Source organism: Aquipluma nitroreducens, assembly GCF_009689585.1.
In the GTDB taxonomy this organism is placed as follows: Bacteria; Bacteroidota; Bacteroidia; order Bacteroidales; family Prolixibacteraceae; genus Aquipluma; species Aquipluma nitroreducens.
On record NZ_AP018694.1, the window covers coordinates 2,972,682 to 2,992,514 of the forward strand.

Annotated in this window: 19 protein-coding genes; 15 read left to right on the forward strand and 4 right to left on the reverse strand. The window is 42.1% G+C overall.

Annotated features, from left to right (window positions below):
• Window positions 1–80: 80 nt before the first annotated feature.
• The 14 genes from AQPE_RS12490 (at window position 81) to AQPE_RS12555 (ending at window position 11,869) form a co-directional block, all read left to right on the forward strand.
• The gene (locus AQPE_RS12490; RefSeq protein WP_318346831.1) at window positions 81–890 is read left to right on the forward strand and encodes a carboxylesterase family protein; all 810 of its coding nucleotides are present in this window, start codon (window positions 81–83) and stop codon (window positions 888–890) included.
• A gap of 69 nt (window positions 891–959) precedes the next feature.
• Window positions 960–1,235, forward strand: coding sequence for a membrane protein insertion efficiency factor YidD (yidD, locus tag AQPE_RS12495; RefSeq protein WP_318346832.1), 276 nt, complete (start codon window positions 960–962; stop codon window positions 1,233–1,235).
• 128 nt (window positions 1,236–1,363) lie between these two features.
• Complete coding sequence (locus tag AQPE_RS12500; protein ID WP_318346833.1) at window positions 1,364–2,221, forward strand: metal ABC transporter solute-binding protein, Zn/Mn family; 858 nt, start codon at window positions 1,364–1,366, stop codon at window positions 2,219–2,221.
• Window positions 2,218–2,985 carry a metal ABC transporter ATP-binding protein gene (locus AQPE_RS12505; protein WP_318346834.1) on the forward strand — a complete coding sequence of 256 codons (768 nt, stop codon included), beginning with the start codon at window positions 2,218–2,220 and terminating at the stop codon, window positions 2,983–2,985. Before AQPE_RS12500 ends, AQPE_RS12505 begins: the two co-directional genes overlap by 4 nt.
• Complete coding sequence (locus AQPE_RS12510) at window positions 2,969–3,790, forward strand: metal ABC transporter permease (protein WP_318346835.1); 822 nt, start codon at window positions 2,969–2,971, stop codon at window positions 3,788–3,790. Before AQPE_RS12505 ends, AQPE_RS12510 begins: the two co-directional genes overlap by 17 nt.
• A 9-nt stretch (window positions 3,791–3,799) precedes the next feature.
• Complete coding sequence (locus AQPE_RS12515; protein ID WP_318346836.1) at window positions 3,800–3,988, forward strand: hypothetical protein; 189 nt, start codon at window positions 3,800–3,802, stop codon at window positions 3,986–3,988.
• Window positions 3,989–4,192: 204 nt separating this feature from the next.
• A complete protein-coding gene (locus AQPE_RS12520; protein ID WP_318346837.1) occupies window positions 4,193–6,823 on the forward strand; it encodes a DUF5916 domain-containing protein in 2,631 nt (876 codons plus the stop codon).
• 111 nt (window positions 6,824–6,934) lie between these two features.
• On the forward strand, window positions 6,935–7,702 hold the full coding sequence (locus AQPE_RS12525) for an NUDIX hydrolase (protein ID WP_318346838.1): 768 nt from the start codon (window positions 6,935–6,937) through the stop codon (window positions 7,700–7,702).
• Window positions 7,703–7,790: 88 nt separating this feature from the next.
• Complete coding sequence (locus AQPE_RS12530) at window positions 7,791–8,099, forward strand: antibiotic biosynthesis monooxygenase family protein (protein WP_318346839.1); 309 nt, start codon at window positions 7,791–7,793, stop codon at window positions 8,097–8,099.
• Between the two features lie 65 nt (window positions 8,100–8,164).
• Window positions 8,165–8,818, forward strand: a complete 654-nt coding sequence (locus AQPE_RS12535; RefSeq protein WP_318346840.1) for an HAD hydrolase-like protein — start codon at window positions 8,165–8,167, stop codon at window positions 8,816–8,818.
• Window positions 8,819–9,016: 198 nt separating this feature from the next.
• Complete coding sequence (locus AQPE_RS12540) at window positions 9,017–9,976, forward strand: diacylglycerol/lipid kinase family protein (protein WP_318346841.1); 960 nt, start codon at window positions 9,017–9,019, stop codon at window positions 9,974–9,976.
• A 60-nt stretch (window positions 9,977–10,036) separates the two neighbouring features.
• Entirely contained in the window at window positions 10,037–10,465 is a 429-nt protein-coding gene (gene mscL / locus AQPE_RS12545; RefSeq protein WP_318346842.1) for a large-conductance mechanosensitive channel protein MscL, read from the forward strand.
• Between the two features lie 136 nt (window positions 10,466–10,601).
• Window positions 10,602–11,507, forward strand: coding sequence for a S66 peptidase family protein (locus AQPE_RS12550; protein ID WP_318346843.1), 906 nt, complete (start codon window positions 10,602–10,604; stop codon window positions 11,505–11,507).
• The gene (locus tag AQPE_RS12555; protein ID WP_318346844.1) at window positions 11,504–11,869 is read left to right on the forward strand and encodes a YraN family protein; all 366 of its coding nucleotides are present in this window, start codon (window positions 11,504–11,506) and stop codon (window positions 11,867–11,869) included. The genes AQPE_RS12550 and AQPE_RS12555 overlap by 4 nt, the downstream gene beginning before the upstream one ends.
• Here the strand turns inward: AQPE_RS12555 and AQPE_RS12560 are convergent, their stop codons facing one another.
• Window positions 11,870–12,250: a response regulator gene (locus AQPE_RS12560; protein ID WP_318346845.1), complete on the reverse strand. Its 381-nt coding sequence runs from the start codon at window positions 12,248–12,250 to the stop codon at window positions 11,870–11,872. It lies immediately after the preceding gene.
• Between the two features lie 175 nt (window positions 12,251–12,425).
• A complete protein-coding gene (locus AQPE_RS12565; protein ID WP_318346846.1) occupies window positions 12,426–15,005 on the reverse strand; it encodes a glycoside hydrolase family 2 protein in 2,580 nt (859 codons plus the stop codon).
• A 121-nt stretch (window positions 15,006–15,126) separates the two neighbouring features.
• Between AQPE_RS12565 and AQPE_RS12570 the strand changes: the two genes are divergently transcribed.
• Window positions 15,127–16,437, forward strand: a complete 1,311-nt coding sequence (locus AQPE_RS12570; protein WP_318346847.1) for a DEAD/DEAH box helicase — start codon at window positions 15,127–15,129, stop codon at window positions 16,435–16,437.
• A 40-nt stretch (window positions 16,438–16,477) separates the two neighbouring features.
• Here AQPE_RS12570 and AQPE_RS12575 read toward each other — a convergent pair whose 3' ends face one another.
• Together AQPE_RS12575 and AQPE_RS12580 are read right to left on the reverse strand one after the other, a co-directional pair.
• On the reverse strand, window positions 16,478–17,206 hold the full coding sequence (locus AQPE_RS12575) for a hypothetical protein (protein WP_318346848.1): 729 nt from the start codon (window positions 17,204–17,206) through the stop codon (window positions 16,478–16,480).
• Between the two features lie 171 nt (window positions 17,207–17,377).
• Entirely contained in the window at window positions 17,378–19,816 is a 2,439-nt protein-coding gene (locus AQPE_RS12580) for a GH36-type glycosyl hydrolase domain-containing protein (protein WP_318346849.1), read from the reverse strand.
• Between the last annotated feature and the right edge of the window lie 17 nt (window positions 19,817–19,833).

Below are 19,833 nucleotides of genomic sequence, written 5' to 3' on the forward strand. Positions count from 1 at the left end.
TTTTACTAATATTTGTTAACAACTTGTGTGGTTTGTTGAAAAATTCATAGCTTCACCAACGAAACAATTACATCAGAAGCTTGAAAAACATAAAAAAACATATTATTCCCGTACTTTTTATACTCTTTTCGGTATTCATTTTTCACAAAAGTGCCCATGCCGCAGGAGCTCTTAAAAAAGTAAAATACAACTATCTTTTACATTTGCCTGACGATTATGGCAAGGATCCAAATAAAAAATGGCCTGTTATTTTTTACCTGCATGGTCGTCATGCCAGCGGAAAAAATCTGGAAAGTTTGGAACGTTACGGATTGCCATATTATCTCGATAAAGGTAAAAAGGTGGATTTCATCGTCGTATCTCCGCAATGCCCCTGGAATAAAAACTGGGCTTCGGAAGACTGGTTTAATCCGGTTTACGATGAAGTGGCTGCCAAGCTAAAAGTTGATGACTCGCGCGTTTATTTGATTGGAATGAGTATGGGTGGTTTTGGAACCTGGGCATTGGCAAACCGCATGCCCGATCGTTTTGCCGCCATTTCACCCATGTGCGGAGGTGCCGATGTTAAATGGGCAAATCAGCTTAGCAAAGTTCCAACCTGGGTTTTCCACGGAACTGCCGACCGATCAATCCCGATAAGCCGTTCAGAGGTAATTGTAAAAGCGCTTGAAAAATTAAAGGCTGAAATCAAGTTTACCCGCCTGAAAAACATGGGGCACGACATAAGCAAACAATTCGACAATAACGAATTATACAGTTGGCTGTTGGAACATTCGTTGAAAAAAATGCCTTTCTGGCAAGAGCCACTTCCTTTCATCAAAACCATTGCCGCGTTCAAAGTCACAGCTAATCCTCCGTTGAAGTCGGCTGGCTATGCCTTTGCAAACTAATTCACATTTCTGAAAACAACATCAGGATAATTTAAGTTGAGGATTGAAATTAGTTGTAGTTTTGTTTCCATGAAGGCAATTTATCGATTCATATTACGATTTTTAGGTTGGATTCTGATGGCTCCGGTATATTTTTACAAATATGCCATCTCGCCCCTCACTTCACCTTCGTGCAGGCACGAACCAACTTGTTCTCAATATGCCATTGAGGCCATTAAGATTCACGGTCCGTTTAAAGGTTTCTGGCTTGGTACTAAACGAATCTCCAAATGTCATCCATGGGGAACGCACGGATATGATCCTGTGCCACCGAAGAAAGAGAGGAAAAGTGATCAGTCTCAGTAGTCAGTTTTCTGGATAAAAAGCATAAAATTCAAGGAACAATTATTGCCCGGAGATGAACTCATCAATCCGGAAATCGAACTATCTTTGGGTGAAAATGTTTAAAGCTCTTCAGAATCCACTTATAAACCATGAAGAATTACTTTTATTTGATTTTTGTTATCCTCTTTGCGTGTCAGCCCAAGTCCAGGGAAGCTTCCAGTCTGGTTTCGGTGAGTATCCTTCCGCAAAAATATTTTGTTGAGCAAATTGCAGGTAATTTACTGCAGGTCAATGTGTTGGTTCCTCCTGGAAGCAGTCCGCATAATTACGAAATTCTTCCTTCTCAGATGAAAGATCTGGCCAAGTCGAAAGCCTGGTTGCAAATCGGACTTCTTACTTTTGAAGATGCATGGAAGGAAAAGATGGCAGAAATTAATAAAGATTTACTGATTGTGAATTGCTCGGAGGGAATTTCTCCACTTGCCGGGGATGATCACCACGAAGAAGGTCACGAACATGCCGGAGCCTTTGATCCGCACATCTGGCTGGCACCTGCCGAAGTTAAGGTTCTGGCTCAAAATACGCTGAAAACATTGAGGAAAAGCTTTCCGGAACATGCTCCCGAATTCGAAAAGAATTATTCGCGTTTTATCCTGAAAATCGATTCGCTTTCGGCACAAATTGATCAGAAACTTGCCCCGCTGAAAAACCGGAATATCCTGATTTTTCATCCGGCGCTGGCCTATTATGCCCGCCAGTTCAGTCTCGAACAAATTCCGCTCGAACTTGATGGTAAGGAACCATCGCCCAAACACATGAAAGATATTGTGGATTTGGCTCATCAGCAAAACTTACATGTTATTTTTATCCAGAAAGAGTTTGATCCGGCATTTGCCCAACAAATGGCTCGCGAGATTAATGGTGAAGTGATGATTATTGATCCTCTCGACTTCAACTGGGAAAAACAGATACTTGATATTACTGAAAAAATTGCAGCTCAAGAATGAAGAAACTGCTCGAAATAAAGAACCTCTCTGCTGGGTACGACAACAATATTGTACTCGAAAATATTTCTATGGAAGTTTTTTCAGGAGACTTTATTGGTGTTATCGGGCCAAACGGTGGAGGCAAAACCACGCTGATTAAAACCATTCTGGGCCTGATCAAACCCGTTTCCGGAGAAATGAAGCTCCACATCAGTAAAACCAATATTGGCTACCTTCCTCAAGTCAATCAGATCGATAAACGGTTTCCGATTTCAGTGATTGATGTTGTTCGCTCCGGAAAGGCGAATTCTGCCTTGTTCTCGTCGTTTCATAAAAATACCGAGGAAAAGGAAAAAGCCGAATCGTTGCTTGCCGAAATGGGGATTTCAGCAATCCGAAATAAACCAATTGGTGAGCTTTCGGGAGGACAAATGCAGCGCGTATTTTTATGCCGGGCTCTGATGAATCAGCCTGAATTGCTGGTTTTGGACGAACCAAGCACCTATGTCGATAATACTTTTGAAGGCGAATTATACCTGAAGCTGAAGGAACTGAACGAGCAAATGGCTATTATCCTGATCTCGCACGATGTGGGAACCATTTCGTTTTTTGTGAAAACCATTGCGTGTGTCAACCGAAGTTTGCACCATCATCCGAGCAATATTATTACTGAAGAACAACTGACTTCGTACAATTGTCCGCTGCAAATTATCACTCACGGAAACATACCGCATACTGTATTGAAATTACACGACGAACACGATCATCATGAACACAATCATTGAGCTGTTTTCATACGACTTTTTTGTGAATGCCTTTATGGCATCGCTGTTAGCAGCAATCTCATGCGGAATTGTGGGCACTTACATTGTTTCGCGCCGGATTGTCTTTATCAGTGGCGGAATCACTCATGCCTCTTTTGGTGGAATCGGGATGGGTTATTATTTGGGCATTAATCCGCTTTTTGGAGCAGGCATTTTTGCAATCTTATCGGGGATGGGGATTCAACTTTTCAGCAGCAAAGGGAAAGTTCGCGAAGATTCGTCGATCGCCATCTGGTGGTCGCTCGGAATGGCCATCGGAATCATTTTTGTTTACATGACTCCGGGGTATGCGCCCAACCTGATGAGCTATCTGTTTGGAAGTATCCTGACCGTTTCTACCAGCGAAATCGGACTGATGCTGGCGCTCTCAATTATTATCATTTTGTTTTTCACTTTGTTTTACCGCACCATTCTGTACATTTCGTTCGACGAAGATTTTGCCCGTACTTCCAATCTGCCCGTAAATTTGTTCAATTATTTGCTGATGGTTCTGATTTCGCTCACCATCGTATTGAATATCCGCGTTGTGGGCATAATTTTGATTTTATCGCTACTTACCATTCCGCAGGCAACTGCGAATGTACTGACCCGCGAATTTGGCCGGATGATGTTTTATTCTGTAGGATTTGCTTTTCTGGCATCGTTTATCGGATTATTGGTTTCATATTTTGCCGATATTCCTTCCGGAGCAACCATTATTTTCACGCAGGTAATCCTGTTTGGATTGGTAAAACTGATCAAAACGATTAGTTCTTCCCGAAAATAAACGCAGAGCATGGGCGACTCAGATTCACTCGTAACCTGCACCCATTGCGGAAAATCGTGGGACAAAACACTTCTTTCCAAATCGTGTAGCAACTGTTTTGCCTGCACAGGTTGTGAATCTTATCTTTGTCCTGAATGCCGTTATGAGATTGTAGTAAAACCTCCGAAACCGATGAAACGGACTAAGTCTGATGAATAGTTTAGACATTTTGGGATTACATTCCTTATAAATTCTATTGTTTGAAAATTAAATCAATACAGAAACATCCTGTATTTTCTACAATTATCTTTAGGGTCAAAGTGATGTTCGATTGTCTGTGTTGAACGATCAGAAAATCAAATCTGCAAAAACTTGCTGTACTAAATAAATTCAGCAATATTTGAGCACTAATAAACCAAACCAATGAACCTAAAATCGATTTATAGCCTTCTCTTGGCATTATTTCTGATGTCAGTTGTCTCTGCAAACAACAATCCGAAAGACAGTTTAACAACTACCGATAACAAACCACTCCGGACTTATACCACTATTCGTTTATCGACAGCAAAGCCGGTAATCGACGGAAAACTTGATGACGACTGCTGGAAAACTGGCGAATGGGCCGGCGATTTTACCCAGTGGATTCCGAAAGAAGGAGCAAAACCAAGTCAGGAAACTCAGTTTAAAATTTTATACGACGACAAAAATCTCTACGTGGCCATACGTGCCTTCGACAAGGAACCGAAGAAAATTTCAAGAAAGGGAGGACGAAGGGATTTACTTATTGGCGAACAGGCAGGAGTTAACTTCGATAGTTATCATGATCATCGCACCGGTTTTGAGTTTTCGGTAACCGCCGCCGGACAAAAAGTTGACCTGATACTTACCAATCCAATGGAAGCCGATTTTAATTGGAATGCCGTTTGGTACGTTAAAACCGGGTTGGAGGATTCGGCCTGGGTCGCCGAATATGAAATTCCACTCAGCCAGTTGCGCTACAGCAAAGACAAAGAACAGGTTTGGGGGATGCACGTATGGCGCTGGATTGACCGCCTGTCGGAAGAAAGCGACTGGGAGCCACAATCGTCAACCAGTCCCGGAATGTTATACCTGTTTGGCGAACTTCATGGAATTAAGGATTTGCCGAAATCGCGACGAATCGAAATTATGCCCTACACGCTGGGAAAACTTAAAACTTTCGATAAGGTTCCGCAAAATCCTTTTGCCAAAAATGGGCATTCGTTTATGGGAAATGTTGGACTCGATGCCAAGATTGGGCTATCGAGTAATTTTACCGCTGACTTAACAGTGAATCCGGACTTCGGGCAAGTTGAATCAGATCCGTCGGTGATGAACCTCACCGCATTCGAGACTTTATACGAAGAGAAACGCCCCTTCTTTTTGGAAGGAAGTAACATCTTCAAATTCGAGTTGGGCGACGCCAACCTGTTTTACACGCGCAGAATTGGACACACTCCGGTTTATCATCCGGAGTTGGAAACAAATCAATACATCGATTACCCCGACAATACCTCAATTTTAAGCGCCGTTAAAATAAGTGGGAAAAGCAAGAATGGATTGGCCGTTGGCATTCTTCATAGCCTGACAGCCGGAGAAAATGCCCAACTATCGACCAACGGAATAAAAAAGGACCTTCGTGTTGAACCACTTACCAGCTATACCGTTGGCCGGGTTCAGCAGGATTTTAATGAGGGGACTACCGTTCTGGGTGGAATTATTACTTCAACCAACCGCTTTATAAACGATCCTTATCTCGAATTTCAAAACCAAAATGCCTTTACCGGAGGTGTCGATTTGCTACACCAATGGAATAAAAAAGAGTTTTATCTGGATGCAAAAATCATCGGAAGTACGATTAATGGAAGTGCCGAAGCTATTCGAAATCTTCAATTGTCGTCGGCAAGATATTATCAACGGCCTGATGTGAATTACCTACATTACGACCCAACCCGGACTCAATTGTCGGGGCAGGGTGGCCGGGTAAAAATAGGTAAAGGAAGTAAAGGGTTGTGGCGTTATTCCAGTGAGTTCAACTGGCGCTCACCCGGACTTGATCTGAACGACATTGGGTTTATGCAAATGGCCGATCTGGTTTCGCAGGAAACCGAAGTGTCGTATTTCGTGAATAAGCCTGTTTCTATTTTCCGAACCTATTCAGTCGCTGTTCATCAAAGCAACAACTGGGATTATGGTCTGAACTATCTGTATTCTGGCTTATTTCTCACTTCTAAATTCGAATTTCTGAACCAATGGATGGTGTCGCCTTCTGTTCATTTCAGGAATGAAGGATACGACAATCGGGTGCTACGCGGCGGAGAAGCCATGCGTCTTCCTGCTCTTTGGGAAGGATCATTGGAATTTCATACCGATATGGCGAAAAAATTCATCATCAGTTTGAATGCCACCAGGGAGGCTGCACAGAATGAAAATTACCGCAATTCGTTTGTTCAGGCTACAGTAACAACGATCCCCTACAACGTGCTAAAACTCTCGGCAAGTGTAAATTATTCAGAAAATATGGACAATCTGCAATATGTCGACACAAAGATTCTGGGTACCGATATCAAATACATTTTGGCTCATCTCAATCAGAAAACATTGGGAGCCACGTTCAGGGTCGATTACAACATTACTCCTGAAATTTCAATTCAGTACTACGGAAGCCCTTTTGCTTCAGTAGGAAAATATTCGAAACTAAAAGAAGTGACGAATCCGAGAGCAACTTCGTACTCAGATCGGTTTAAATTGCTAAACACACAATTCGTTAACAATTCCTATCAAGTTGCCGAAACCAATGAGGCACCGGCATATTCTGTTAATAATCCTGATTTCACCTTTAACCAGTTCCGGTCGAACCTGGTATTCCGATGGGAGTATCGCCCCGGCTCACAACTATTTTTTGTGTGGGGAAATGAGCGCACTGGCTGGAAAAATGACAGCAACTCGAAAGTAGGAAGAGCAGTAAGCGATTTAAAAGATGTATCGCCAACCAATATTTTCCTGATCAAACTTAGTTATTGGTTTTCGTTGTAGAATCTAATTTTTATCATAAGCGAAATCAGCCTGATTCTAATAGTTTTATGGCTTTGTAAATAGAATTAACGTCAGAATTTTGTTACTTTGTCGTCAAATTTCAGGAAACAAATGACATCGCTGATTTTAATGGAAACAAAAGAAGAAACTTGCAAATATCTTGATCATATTTCGTTGGACTGTGTGGTGTTTGGCTTCCATTCAAATCAATTAAAGGTGCTTGTACTGCACATGAAAACTACCGGAGAATGGGTGTTACCCGGCGGTTTTGTGTATGAAGACGAATCAATTGAAGTCGCTGCAAATCGGGTATTAAAAGTACGCACCGGCTTGGATGAAATCTTTTTACGACAATTTAATGTTTTTAGCGATCCTCATCGGTCCAGACGAAATCCGGCTGTTTCTGATTTGATTTTATCTGGACAAACTTATCCGGACGCATCGTGGTTCGATAAACGTTTTATTTCCGTGGGTTTTTATGCTTTGGTCGAGTTTTCGCAGGTACAGCCTCAGCCCGATGAACTTTCTGACATTTGCGAATGGGTCAATCTGGATAAAATCGGTAAATTAATTTTAGATCACAACTTGATTCTGAATAAAGCATTGGAAACTTTACGTTTGCAATTAACATTTCAACCGATTGGCTACAATTTACTTCCCGAAAAATTCACCATGTCGGAACTCCGGAAACTGTATGAAACCATTTTGGGGAAAGAGCTTGACCGACGCAATTTTCAACGCAAGATACTGGCATACGATATTTTGATTCGGTTGGACGAAGTCAGGCAGGGAGTGGCACACAAAGCTCCGGGGCTGTATAAATTTAATCTGGATAACTACCAAAAAGCTCTTGAAGAAGGACTTAGTGGCCGATGGTAAATTTCAGTTTTGTCGTCAACTAATCTGTTTCCCTTTTGACATCCACCGGATTTTTCCTCACCTTTGCTGACCTTTAAAACGATACAACATGTTTCAGGTTATTTGGGAATTGAAAGTAAAATTTAAGGAACGCGAAAAATTTGAAAAGTTTTACGATCCGAAAGGCGAATGGGTGAAATTTTTTGGTAAGTCGCCCGAATATGAAGGGACTGACGTTCTCGAAAGTGGCGAAGGTGACGGGATTTTTCTGGTGATTGACGAATGGTCGTCGGAAGAAGCTTATAACGAGTTTGTAAAAAGCCGCAAAGCCGAATATGATTTACTCGAAGAAAAAGCAAGAGCTGCCAGTCGCACCAAAAAGCGCATTTGGATTAATCTGAATCCGGAGGAAGAATAATTCCAATTTCAAATAGATGAACGTAGAGACGCAAGGCATTGCGTCTCGGCCTAATGATATATTTTATGCCCCAATTTACCCATATTCTTTTCGATCTTGATGGAACCCTGACCAACCCTCGTTTGGGAATTGGTAATTCGTTAAAATATGCTCTTCGGCAAATGCAAATTGATGGTTACAGCGACGAAATTCTCGAACGTTTTGTTGGTCCACCACTTCAGGATAACTTTAAAAACCTGTTTGGAATGAACGAACGAAACACGAATCTGGCTGTTGAGCATTTCCGGACTTATTTTGGCGAAAAGGGACTGTTCGAAAATGAGCCCTATCAGGGTATAAGCGAATTGCTGGAAGAACTTCATCTTTCAGGGAAACGCGTTTATGTGGTTACCTCGAAATTGGAGAAATATGCTAAGATGATTATGCGGCACTTTGAATTCGATCGTTACCTTGATGATTTACAAGGCGCTGAGGCTACCGGGAAACACTCCGGAAAAGGTCAACTGATTGAACAGTTGATGGAGAGAAACCGTATTCCGGCGTCTGCTTCAGTTGTCATGGTAGGTGATACTCATTACGACCTGATTGGCGCCAAAGAGAATGAAATTTCGTGCATCGCTGTAGGATACGGATTTGGGACAGCAGAATCATTGAGCAATTGTAATCCCGATTTCACGGTAGATTCGGTAGAAGAATTAGCCGAATTACTGCTGGGATAGTATCCAGTGTTCAGTCTCAGTGCTCAATCTCACTTTTTAGATATGCGATGCTCTGCGACTGATCGTTTTTTTTCTGACCACTGTTTCACCCAACTTGTATCCCGTAACTCGAAACATCTTTTTCTGTTAACTGCGACTGAAATCTGATCACTTTTTTTCGTTATCTTGAATGCCTGTTGCTCAACTCAATTCTCAGGTATGGAAAACCCGTTGACAAAAAAGTGGTTTGTTATTCTGAATCCTCATGCCGGCTCAGGACGAGGTAAAAAAGATCAGGCAGAAATCCTCAAGAGACTTACCAAAGCTGACTTCCAATATGAATTGGCCGTTTCAGAATTCCCGAAACACATCATTCAATTGACTATTGACGCTATTGAAAAAGGTTATAGAAACCTGATTGTTGCAGGTGGCGATGGTTCACTAAACGAAGCGGTGAATGGTATCTTTTCGCAAACTTTCTGTTTGCCGGAAGAAATCACGGTTGGAATGATTCCGGTTGGAACGGGAAATGACTGGATAAAAACCTTCGGAATTCCGAATTACTACAGCGAAGCAGTGAAAATCCTCAACCAAGGAGAGATCATGCGCCAGGATATCGGACGAATCACTTTTTCTGAAAACGATTTGACGAAAAACTGCTATTTCGCCAACATGGCAGGCTTTGGATTTGATGCGATGGTCGCGACAAAAACGAACCAGTTAAAAAGCAAGGGACGAAATGGAATTTCACTTTATCTGCAAGCACTTGGTTCAAGTCTTTTCAACTATCGAACCACCAAAACGCAAGTCGTAATTGATGGCCAGAAGATTGATGAATTGATTTTTTCGGTCAGTATTGGAATTGGGAAATACAATGGAGGTGGAATGATGCAGGCTCCCGGAGCGATACCCGATAATGGACTTTTTCAAGTTACCATCATCCGGAAAATTGGACTGCTTGGCATTCTGCGCAATCTGTCCGGATTGTATTCCGGAAAATATGTGAATGACTATAGGGTTTCAACCTTTCAGGCAAAAAATATTTCAATCAGCTCAGCTCATAACATTGCCGGAGAAGCTGATGGTGAGACTTTAGGCGATAATAAGTTCGAGATTGATATTTTTTCTCAGAAATTAGCCGTAATTTATAATCCTCAGAAATATCTAAAGGAAAAATAAAATTTGCTGAACATTATGTCCTGTTAAATAGTTCTATTTTAAAAACTTAATCTTTAGTCTATGAGCCTTGTTAAAGAATTTAAAGAGTTTGCCATGCGCGGTAACGTCGTCGATTTGGCAGTGGGTATTATCATTGGTGGCGCTTTCGGGAAAATAGTTAGTTCGGTAGTTGCCGATGTACTTATGCCACCAATTGGACTACTTCTGGGAGGTGTAAAATTTACTGACCTTAAAATTTTCCTGACTGATCCGGTTGTTGATGCTGCCGGAGTAATTACCAAACAGGCTGTTTCAATCAACTATGGTAATTTTGTGCAAGCATTGGTCGATTTTCTGATTATTGCGTTTGCTATTTTTATGATGATTAAAGGCATGAACAGCATGAAGAAAAAGGAAGTGGCTGCAGCTGTTGAAGCTCCCGCACCTCCTCCGCCGTCTAACGAAGAGGTTTTACTTGCTGAAATCAGAGACATTCTGAAGAATAAGTAAGATTTATCAATTGATATAAAAGCAACGACGATCTGGAAACGGGTTGTCGTTGCTTTTTCTAAAAAGGTGGCGAATAGTTTGTCAGCCAATGCTTTTTTTGCGACTTTTGGTTATCCTGAATTTAAATAACACTCTGATGATTTATCCTGAATACCTTCAAAAAGGCGACCGAATACGGATTGTTGCCCCAGCCGGCAAAGTTTCGAAAGATAAGTTGCTTCCCGGCATTGAACTTTTGCAGGATATGGGCTATGAGGTAATTGTTGGCAAGCATGTTTTTAATCGGCATTTTCAATATGCCGGAACCGATGAGCAGCGGGCAACCGATTTTCAGGAAGCGATAAATGACACTCAAACCAAGGCGATTATTTGCGCACGTGGCGGTTACGGTTCGGTTCGGATCATCAGTAAACTCGATTTTTCGTCCTTGCTGAAAAGCCCCAAATGGCTGGTTGGATTCAGCGATATTACGGTGTTTCATTCAGTTCTCAACAAACTTGGGTTGGCAAGTATTCATGGCGCAATGCCAGCCTTTTTTCTTGAAAATAAGAAACCAACAAAAAGCTTCCATAGCCTGATGGAAGTGCTTACCTCCGGAAATTCCGAATTGAACTTTGAATCTCATCCGCTGAATTGCAAAGGTAGTTGTTCCGGAGAACTGGTGGGAGGAAACTTGTCGTTGCTTTACAGCCTTCAGGGAACGCCGTGGCAGTTGGATACCAAAGGCAAAATTTTGCTGATCGAAGATTTATCGGAATACTTGTATCATCTCGACCGGATGATGCAGAATTTCAAGCTGTCGGGCCAGTTAAATGATTTGGCCGGGCTGGTCGTAGGAGGTTTTACCGAAATGCAGGACAACGAAAGTCCGTATGGAAAAACGGCATACGAAATTATCTACGAAGCAATTGAAGGGTGCCATTTCCCGGTTTGTTTTGATATCCCGTCGGGACATATTCCCAAAAACCTGTCCTTGATATTGGGTGCCAATTATCAGTTACAGGTGGCAGAAACCTGCTCATTAAAACGTATTCAGAAATGAACAAGGGGCACGAACTTGGCCGAAAAGGGGAAGAACTGGCCGTTGGACACCTTCGGTCGCTCGGATACGAGATACTGGAAGTAAACTGGTTTTCGCACCATCTTGAGATTGACATCATCGCAAAAGATGGGAACGAACTGGTTATTGTGGAAGTGAAAGCCCGTGGAACTGATTCGTACGAACATCCGTCGGAGGCCGTTTCGAATAAGAAAATTCGCTTTCTGGTAAATGCTGCTGAAGCCTACATTCAGGAAAAAGATATTAACTTGGATACCCGATTTGATGTGATTTCTATTATTTTTTACGGCAAAGGTTTCGAAATTGAGCACTTTAAAGATGCCTTTTATCCTCCGATTGGATAACTAATAGATTAGGTGCCGGTGGAGAAGTGCAAGCAAGGTTTCTACTTTTATCGGCTTGGTTATAAAATCGTCGCAGCCACATTCCAGAGCTTCTTCCCGGGTCGATTGCATTGCATAAGCCGATTGGATAATGACAGGCATCTCAGGAATTAACTCTTTAATTTTAGTGGTTGCTTCAAGTCCATCCATGAGAGGTAACCTGATATCCATAATGACAGCATCAATTTCAGTATTATCTTTAATCATCTCCACTGCCTCAACTCCATTTTTGACAAAGAAAAGGTTCGCTTTTGTTTTCTTTAGCGCTTTTTCAAACAGAAAACGACTAACGGCTTCGTCTTCAGCAATTAATATAGTTTTGCCGGTAAAGTTGTATTCCATAATGAGTTAATCTAAAGTGGAAAAGTAAACACAAAAATATTAAAAATTGAGTTAACAATTTACTTTTTTTTAAACATTAGGCATAATATTCCTAGATGTCAAAAAAAATCCCGGTAACGCTTTAGATTTTCAAGCGCTACCGGGAGGAATAAAATCGGGGAAATTATAACTTCAATCAGAACGCTCCATCTAGTGTTTGGATAGCAAATACCTCCTGAAGTTTTTCCTTAGTCAGTTTGGTCTCAAGCTTTATTTTAACTGGCTGCGCTGGAATTAAGTCAAAATAGTTATCACTGAAAAAGCCTTCTTCGTCACCAATAGTCATGTACAGGTTTTTGGCCAATTTGTCGGTGCTCAGGCTAATTTCAAATCCATCTTGTACGGCATTAATTTCAAATTTCACATCAGGCTTTGGAAGTAAAACATCCTTTATCGGTTTGAAATAAAGTGTATTGGTAGAAATTATTGCATTGTTTTCGACCAACTCAACAACAAAAAGCTGTTTGTTAGCCTGAATATTCTTCATGAAATCGGAGTTTTTTGTTCCGAAGAACGTATTGCTTGAGTTTGCCGGAACTGTAACATCTTTCGTTTCTTTCCAGATTTCTTTGCCATCAAAATCGAGGACTTTGGTCACCAGTTGAGCTTTTATTTCACTGAGCTTGTCGTTGATAATGTCCACTTTAAGCGAATCATTGTTGGTATATGGCGAAACCAAAACAGGCTCAAACCCTTTTTTAGCGAAATACTGTAAAGCCTTCCAGCGTTGGTAATAATCGGTCGAACTCCACGATGCAACCGGCCAACAATCGTTAATTTGCCACACCAGACTTCCCATGCAGAAAGGCGCAGCGCGACGGTGACCTTCGAGTGCAAATTTGATTCCTTCGGCTTGCAACACATGGTTTACATACAGGAATGATTCAAAATTCTTCGGTTTTTTATAATCCTGAAGCATGTAATATTCGATGGTTCCATTCCCGATTGAAGACCGCTGGTGCGATTTCATTACTTCCGAGAAAATGTCATAATCTTCAGGAGTAGCATATTGCTTTACTGTTTTCATTTCAGGAAATGACTGAAAGCCGTACTCGCTCATGAAACGTGCAATGTGCGTGGCATACATTTTAAACGGATCTTTTCCCCACCAAACGCCCCAATAATGGTCATCGCCATTATTCAAGTCAGATGGATTTCCCATTCCGGCGCATGGCGACGAGTCCCAATAACTGCGGCCCGGATCGTATGTTGCAACGGCGTCGGGTAAAATGTGGTGGAAAATATCAGTGTACGATTTCCATATTTTATCGGCATTCTCTTTGCTTTTCGCTTCCTCTTTCTGCTTCCAGCCCCAACCAAACCAGGCAGCCAGAATTTCATTATTTCCGCACCACATGGCAATACTTGGGTGATTGCGCATTCGTTTGATGTTGTCGGCAGCTTCTTGCTTTACGTTTTCCAGAAAGGCGTCGTCGCCGGGGAACATGGCACAAGCGAACATGAAGTCCTGCCAAACCAAAATCCCGTTTTGGTCGCACAAGTCATAGAGACGGTCGTTTTCATAAATACCGCCACCCCAAATACGGAGCATGTTGAAATTTGAAATTTTGGAAGTGTTGATTACTTTTTGATACATTTCGTCGGTTACCCGAGCCGGAAAAACATCGTTTGGAATGTAGTTCGCGCCCTTCATAAATACCGGTACGCCGTTTAGTTTGAAGTAAAACGAAGTTCCGTTGGCATCTTTGTCGCGAACCAGTTGGAGTGTGCGAATGCCAATACGTTCTGATTTTTCAGTAATGCGTTTACCAATCTCTAATTTCCCTTTAATGTTATACAGGTGAGCTTCTCCTAGACCGTTTGTCCACCACAATTTTGGGTTTTCAATTTTGAAATCGACCGGATAAGTTGAGATTCCTTTGGTAAGTTTGATGTTCGTACGAGCCAGTTCATTACCATCGTTTTGGATGGTTACGGTTGCTTCATTGACCGCATTTGCCTCAATTTCAAATACAGCGGTTAAACTTGCTTCTTTTTCTGAAACCGAATTTTGTTTCAGTTGCAGATTCTCGATACGGGCATCGTCCCAAACGGTCAGGTAAACAGGTCGCCACAATCCGCTTGAAACCAAGCGTGGCCCCCAGTCCCAGCCAAAATGGTAGCCGGCCTTTCGGGTATAAACCGAAACCATTTTTCCATCTGGAACTTCGCCATTTATGGCCTGATCGTTATCCGAAACAGGAATCACATAACCGTTGGCATCGTATTTCTTTAATCCTTCAATAATGGGCGAACGAAATAAAATTCGCAATTCGTTGGCTCCTTCTTTGACCTGAGGTTTTACATCAACCAGCCATTCGCGGAACATGTTATCGGCTGATAAAACCTGTGTGCCATTTACAAAAACGTCAGCATAGGTGTCCAATCCTTTAAAATCGAGGGCAATGCGGTCACGTTTAATGGCATCAGGATCGATGTTAAATGTAGTTTTGTATTCCCAGTTTACTTTGTCTATCCATTGTAGTTTATGTTCGTTCAGGCGGTAAAACGGGTCTTCTATTTTGCCGTTTGCCAATAAGTCGGTGTGCACACAACCCGGAACGGTTGCCGGAAGCCATTCTTCTTTATCGGCTTGATGGAAGGTCCAGTTAGCAGAAATTTTGGTGGCGACCATCAGACTGGCATCTTTTTTCTGACATCCAACCAGCGAAATGGCGCTAAGTAATGCTATACCAAGAATTTGTTTTCGATTCATGATCTATTTGTTTGTGGATTTGAGTAGTGTAAAAATGGGAAAAATTTGGGAGACAGGGAAGGGGGAAATGGAGAACGGAAACCGGATTCAGATGTCTGATTTTTAACTGTACCTTTGTCGGATGACAAATCCGATTAAAAATCAAACGAGTATTTTGGAGAAACTGAGCATTGAGAAACTCAATGCCATGCAGGAAGAGGCTCAGGAAGCGATTCTTACCAATCCTGAAATAGTATTGCTTTCGCCAACGGGAACAGGCAAAACACTGGCTTTTCTTTTACCTATTATTGCCGAACTCGATATTAATTGCCCTGAAGTTCAGGTGCTGATTGTGGTACCTTCGCGCGAACTGGCAATTCAGATCGAACAAGTTATCCGCGAAATGGGATCGGGCTATAAAGCCAATGCGGTTTACGGCGGAAGAACAGGGTCGAAAGATAAAACGGAGATCAAACACCGTCCGGCCATTTTGATTGGAACTCCAGGAAGGATCGCCGATCATTTGCGCAGGGAAAACTTCTCGGCAGAGTTTGTAGCTACGCTAGTTCTTGATGAATTCGACAAGTCTCTGGAAATAGGATTCGAATCTGAAATGAATGAAATACTGGCTTTGTTGCCAAAAGTTCAGAAAAAAATCCTCACCTCAGCCACTCAGGAAGTTGAAATTCCAAAGTTCGTAGGACTTAACGACCCACAAATTATCGATTATTTGCATGAGGGAAATTCACAACTAAAAGTCAAAACTGTACTTTCAGCTTCACCCGATAAAGTGGAAACCTTGGCCGAACTGCTTTGCCATTTGGGAAATCAGCCCGGAATTGTGTTTTGCAATTTCAAGGATACCATTCAGGAAGTGAGCGATTTTTTGAATCGGAATAACATTGGTCATGGCTGTTTTTATGGTGGAATGGAGCAAAAAGACAGGGAACGCGCACTCATCAAATTCAGGAATGGAACACATCAGTTAATTGTTGCTACCGACCTTGCTGCTCGTGGAATTGACATTCCGGAGATTAAATTTATCATCCATTTTCAACTTCCGCAAAGGGCTCACGAATTTACGCACCGAAACGGTCGCACCGCTCGCATGTTTAACGACGGAACGGCCTACGTAATCAAAGGAAAGAATGAAAATCTGCCTGATTTTGTTGAGAATGCCGAAATTGAAATGCTACAGAAAGCACCGTTACCATTGCCTTCAATCTGGAGAACTTTGTTTGTTTCGGGAGGACGAAAAGACAAAATTTCGAAGGGCGACATTGCTGGCTTATTCATAAAACAAGGAAAACTAGGGAATGATCAGATTGGAATCATCGAAATCAAAACTGATTGTGCTTTTGTTGCAGTTCAGGCTTCGGAAGTAAATTCATTGATTAAACTGGTTGATAACAGTAAGTTGAAAAATAAAAAGGTTAGGGTGACGGAGATTTAACGGGTGGTGCGATTTTCAATCGCATTTTATATTTCAGCGATTATAAATCGCTGCACCAAGTCACAGCCCAAGTACCTTTCCAATTTCTCCAATCGCTTACCAAACCTGCTTTTACCGGATTGTTAAGGGTATATCTTACAGCATAATATAAATGCTTTTCATCACGAATGGTTGTATCGAAGCTTTCTTTCTGCCAAAGAGTCCCTTGCCTGTTTTCTGCCTTATTGATTTGATTGGCTGAGAATCGCTTTACCGACTGAAGGAAATCCTGCAAATAAACCGGATTTCCTTCCTGGTCTTTCTCAAACAATTCAAAAACCCAAAGAACATGGTTGTGCATGATTGAAAAGGCCAGATTTGTTAGCTTTTTACCCTCCCAGAATTTTAAAGCCTGGACTAAAATTTCGGTATTTCCCGTTCTTGACAAGTCAAATGCCTGATTCCGTGCCGAATCCAATAAATCATCGTAGGCTTTGATGTATTTCTTCCTGACCAAATAGTACTCTTGTTTAAGTTTTTCTACGGGTGTCGCGAGTTCGGTTGCAGAGAATTCCAATTCGCGTTTGATTATTTTCGGCGAATCGGAATTCGCCGCACCCGAACTTTTTCGAAGATTAGAAATCTCCGCACTCAGCATTTCCAGTCTCTGAGTGTACCTTTCCAAAGCTTTGGGAGGAACCGCATCTATTAGGTTCCAAGTCACAAAATAAGCTTGACCGGGTTGTTGGAAATGAGGTAGAATGTGTCGATATGCTTCCTTTTTCTCCATGAGTATATTGCTTTGGTATAGCAATTTACAAAAAATATTGGGTGGTACGGTTTGTACCCGCACTTTTTAAAACGGAGATTAAAAATCTCCGCACCCAATGCGATGCTTATTTCAAACAAAAAGCCCGATGCAAATCCTGCACCGGGCTACGTATAATTCAAAAATAACCATTTAACCCATTGTAACAATTACTGAATGATCTTCTCCATCTTCGAAAAGAGGAATCAGGTTTGAAGCTTGTGATTTTCCGTCAACGATTATTTCTTTCACGCCTTTTGAAACGCCATTCGGGTTCTTAACGTCGATGTGATACTCAGCTCCCCTGAATTTGCGACTAACTTTAAAGCCTTTCCAATCAGTCGGAATACATGGATCTACAAGCAATCCATCGTAATCGGGCTGAATGCCCAGAATGAATTGAGTAATCGCATAAAAATTCCATGAAGCAGTTCCGGTTAACCACGAGTTTTTGGCTTCGCCTGGTTTGAATGCATCTTTTCCTGAAATCATTTGCGCGTAAACATATGGTTCTGTTTTGTGCAATTCGCTCACATCTTCCAGGTACGACGGACAAATTTTTCGGTAATATTCCCATGCCCGGTTTCCGTTGCCAACCACTGTTTCGCCAATCATGATCCACGGGTTATTGTGGCAGAAGATTCCGGCATTTTCCTTGTATCCAGGAGGATAACTGGAGATTTCGCCGTATTCAATATAGTATTTGGTAAATGCCGGATTGTTGAGCACAATTCCGTGTTCACAGTCTAAACGCTCCTTAACCGAATCCAATGCTTTTTCGCAAAGACCTTCTTCCTTGCCAATTCCGGCCATTGTACACCATCCGTTCGATTCGATGAAGATTTTACCTTCTTCGTTATCGTTGCTGCCAATTTTGTTTCCGTAGTAATCGTAGGCACGCAGGAACCATTCGCCATCCCAGCCATGTTTTTTCACCGCTTCGATCATGGCATCAATTTGCATTTGAGCGCGGGAAGCTTCTTCTGTCAGTCCAAGTTTGTTGCAAAGGGTCACATAATCGCGGCCATAAATCACAAACAATCCGGCAATCATCAGCGACTCGGCTTTTGTGCCTTCGGTTTTGTTTTCGGTGGTCTGGAACGATTCGTTCGGGTCGTTTGAGAAACAGTTCAGGTTAAGGCAGTCATTCCAATCGGCACGGCCAATGAGTGGCAATCCGTGAGGTCCGAGGTTGTTCACCACATGATCGAATGAAACGGTTAAGTGCTCAAACAGTGTTCGGGCAACTGACATATCGTTGTCGAAAGGCACCATTTCAGTCAGGATTCCAAAATCGCCTGTTTCTTTGATGTAACTGCTTGTTCCAAGAATCAACCACATTGGGTCGTCGTTGAAACCACCACCTATGTCGTTGTTCCCTTTTTTTGTCAGGGGTTGATATTGGTGGTAACATCCGCCATCCTGAAATTGCGTTGAGGCAATGTCGATAATTCGTTCGCGGGCGCGCTCCGGGATCTGGTGGACGAAGCCAATCAAATCCTGATTCGAATCGCGGAAGCCCATTCCCCGGCCAATACCGCTTTCGAAATAAGAAGCGGAGCGTGAGAAACAGAAGGTGATCATGCACTGGTATTGGTTCCAGATGTTAACCATGCGATCGAGTTTGTCGTCGCCCGAATCGACTGTGTAAACGCTCAGCAGATTATCCCAGTATTCGCGCAATTCGGCCAAAGCGGCATCCACTTTTGCAACAGTATCGAATTTTGCAATCGTATCTTTTGCTTTGGTCTTGTTAATGATATTTTTCGATTCCCATTTTTCTTCTTCCTTGTTTTCAACGTAACCCAAAAGGAAAACAAAATCTTTCGTTTCTCCGGGCTGCAATTCAACTTCAAGATAATGCGAAGCAATTGGCGACCAACCGTGAGCTTCGGTATTGCGTGGTTTGCCATCAGCAACAACCTGAGGTTCGTCGAAGCCATTGTACAATCCAAAGAACGACTCGCGGTCGGTATCGAATCCCTGAACCGGCACATTTACTGAATAATAAGCAAAATGGTCGCGACGCTCTTTGTATTCCGTTTTGTGGTAAATAACCGAATCTTTAATTTCCACTTCACCGGTCGAAAAGTTACGCTGGAAGTTTTCCATGTCAGCCGCAGCATTCCAAAGCGCCCATTCGATAAAAGAGAATACTTTTAGCTTCTTTACTTCATTCGATTGATTCGTAAGTGTCAGTTTCTGAACTTCAGCCCAGGTCTTCAGTGGAACAAAATAAAGCGCAGTTGCCGATACGCCATTTTTTACTCCTTTTATCGATGTGTAATTCATTCCATGACGGCATTCGTAGCTGTCAAGTTCTGTTTTGCAGGGTTTCCAGCCTGGAGACCAGATTGTATCACCGTCTTTAATGTAAAAATATTTACCTCCATCGTCCATTGGCACATTATTGTAGCGATAGCGGGTTAAACGGCGGAATTTGGCGTCCTTGTAAAAAGTATAGCCGCCAGCAGTGTTTGAAATCAGCGAGAAAAAGTCTTCATTGCCAAGGTAATTGATCCATGGCCATGGTGTTTTGGGGTTGGTGATCACATATTCTCTATTCTGATCGTCGAAATGTCCAAATTGCATAGTTCTGATGATATTAA

Coding starts and splice junctions, on each gene's coding strand:
- AQPE_RS12505 (WP_318346834.1), top strand. CDS start 2,218: ATGAAGAAACTGCTCGAAATAAAGAACCTCTCTGCTGGGTACGACAAC.
- mscL (WP_318346842.1), top strand. CDS start 10,037: ATGAGCCTTGTTAAAGAATTTAAAGAGTTTGCCATGCGCGGTAACGTC.
- AQPE_RS12520 (WP_318346837.1), top strand. CDS start 4,193: ATGAACCTAAAATCGATTTATAGCCTTCTCTTGGCATTATTTCTGATG.
- AQPE_RS12575 (WP_318346848.1), bottom strand. CDS start 17,206: ATGGAGAAAAAGGAAGCATATCGACACATTCTACCTCATTTCCAACAA.
- AQPE_RS12580 (WP_318346849.1), bottom strand. CDS start 19,816: ATGCAATTTGGACATTTCGACGATCAGAATAGAGAATATGTGATCACC.
- AQPE_RS12550 (WP_318346843.1), top strand. CDS start 10,602: ATGATTTATCCTGAATACCTTCAAAAAGGCGACCGAATACGGATTGTT.
- AQPE_RS12530 (WP_318346839.1), top strand. CDS start 7,791: ATGTTTCAGGTTATTTGGGAATTGAAAGTAAAATTTAAGGAACGCGAA.
- AQPE_RS12540 (WP_318346841.1), top strand. CDS start 9,017: ATGGAAAACCCGTTGACAAAAAAGTGGTTTGTTATTCTGAATCCTCAT.
- AQPE_RS12555 (WP_318346844.1), top strand. CDS start 11,504: ATGAACAAGGGGCACGAACTTGGCCGAAAAGGGGAAGAACTGGCCGTT.
- AQPE_RS12565 (WP_318346846.1), bottom strand. CDS start 15,005: ATGAATCGAAAACAAATTCTTGGTATAGCATTACTTAGCGCCATTTCG.
- AQPE_RS12570 (WP_318346847.1), top strand. CDS start 15,127: ATGACAAATCCGATTAAAAATCAAACGAGTATTTTGGAGAAACTGAGC.
- AQPE_RS12535 (WP_318346840.1), top strand. CDS start 8,165: ATGCCCCAATTTACCCATATTCTTTTCGATCTTGATGGAACCCTGACC.
- AQPE_RS12560 (WP_318346845.1), bottom strand. CDS start 12,250: ATGGAATACAACTTTACCGGCAAAACTATATTAATTGCTGAAGACGAA.
- AQPE_RS12515 (WP_318346836.1), top strand. CDS start 3,800: ATGGGCGACTCAGATTCACTCGTAACCTGCACCCATTGCGGAAAATCG.
- yidD (WP_318346832.1), top strand. CDS start 960: ATGAAGGCAATTTATCGATTCATATTACGATTTTTAGGTTGGATTCTG.
- AQPE_RS12510 (WP_318346835.1), top strand. CDS start 2,969: ATGAACACAATCATTGAGCTGTTTTCATACGACTTTTTTGTGAATGCC.
- AQPE_RS12525 (WP_318346838.1), top strand. CDS start 6,935: ATGACATCGCTGATTTTAATGGAAACAAAAGAAGAAACTTGCAAATAT.
- AQPE_RS12500 (WP_318346833.1), top strand. CDS start 1,364: ATGAAGAATTACTTTTATTTGATTTTTGTTATCCTCTTTGCGTGTCAG.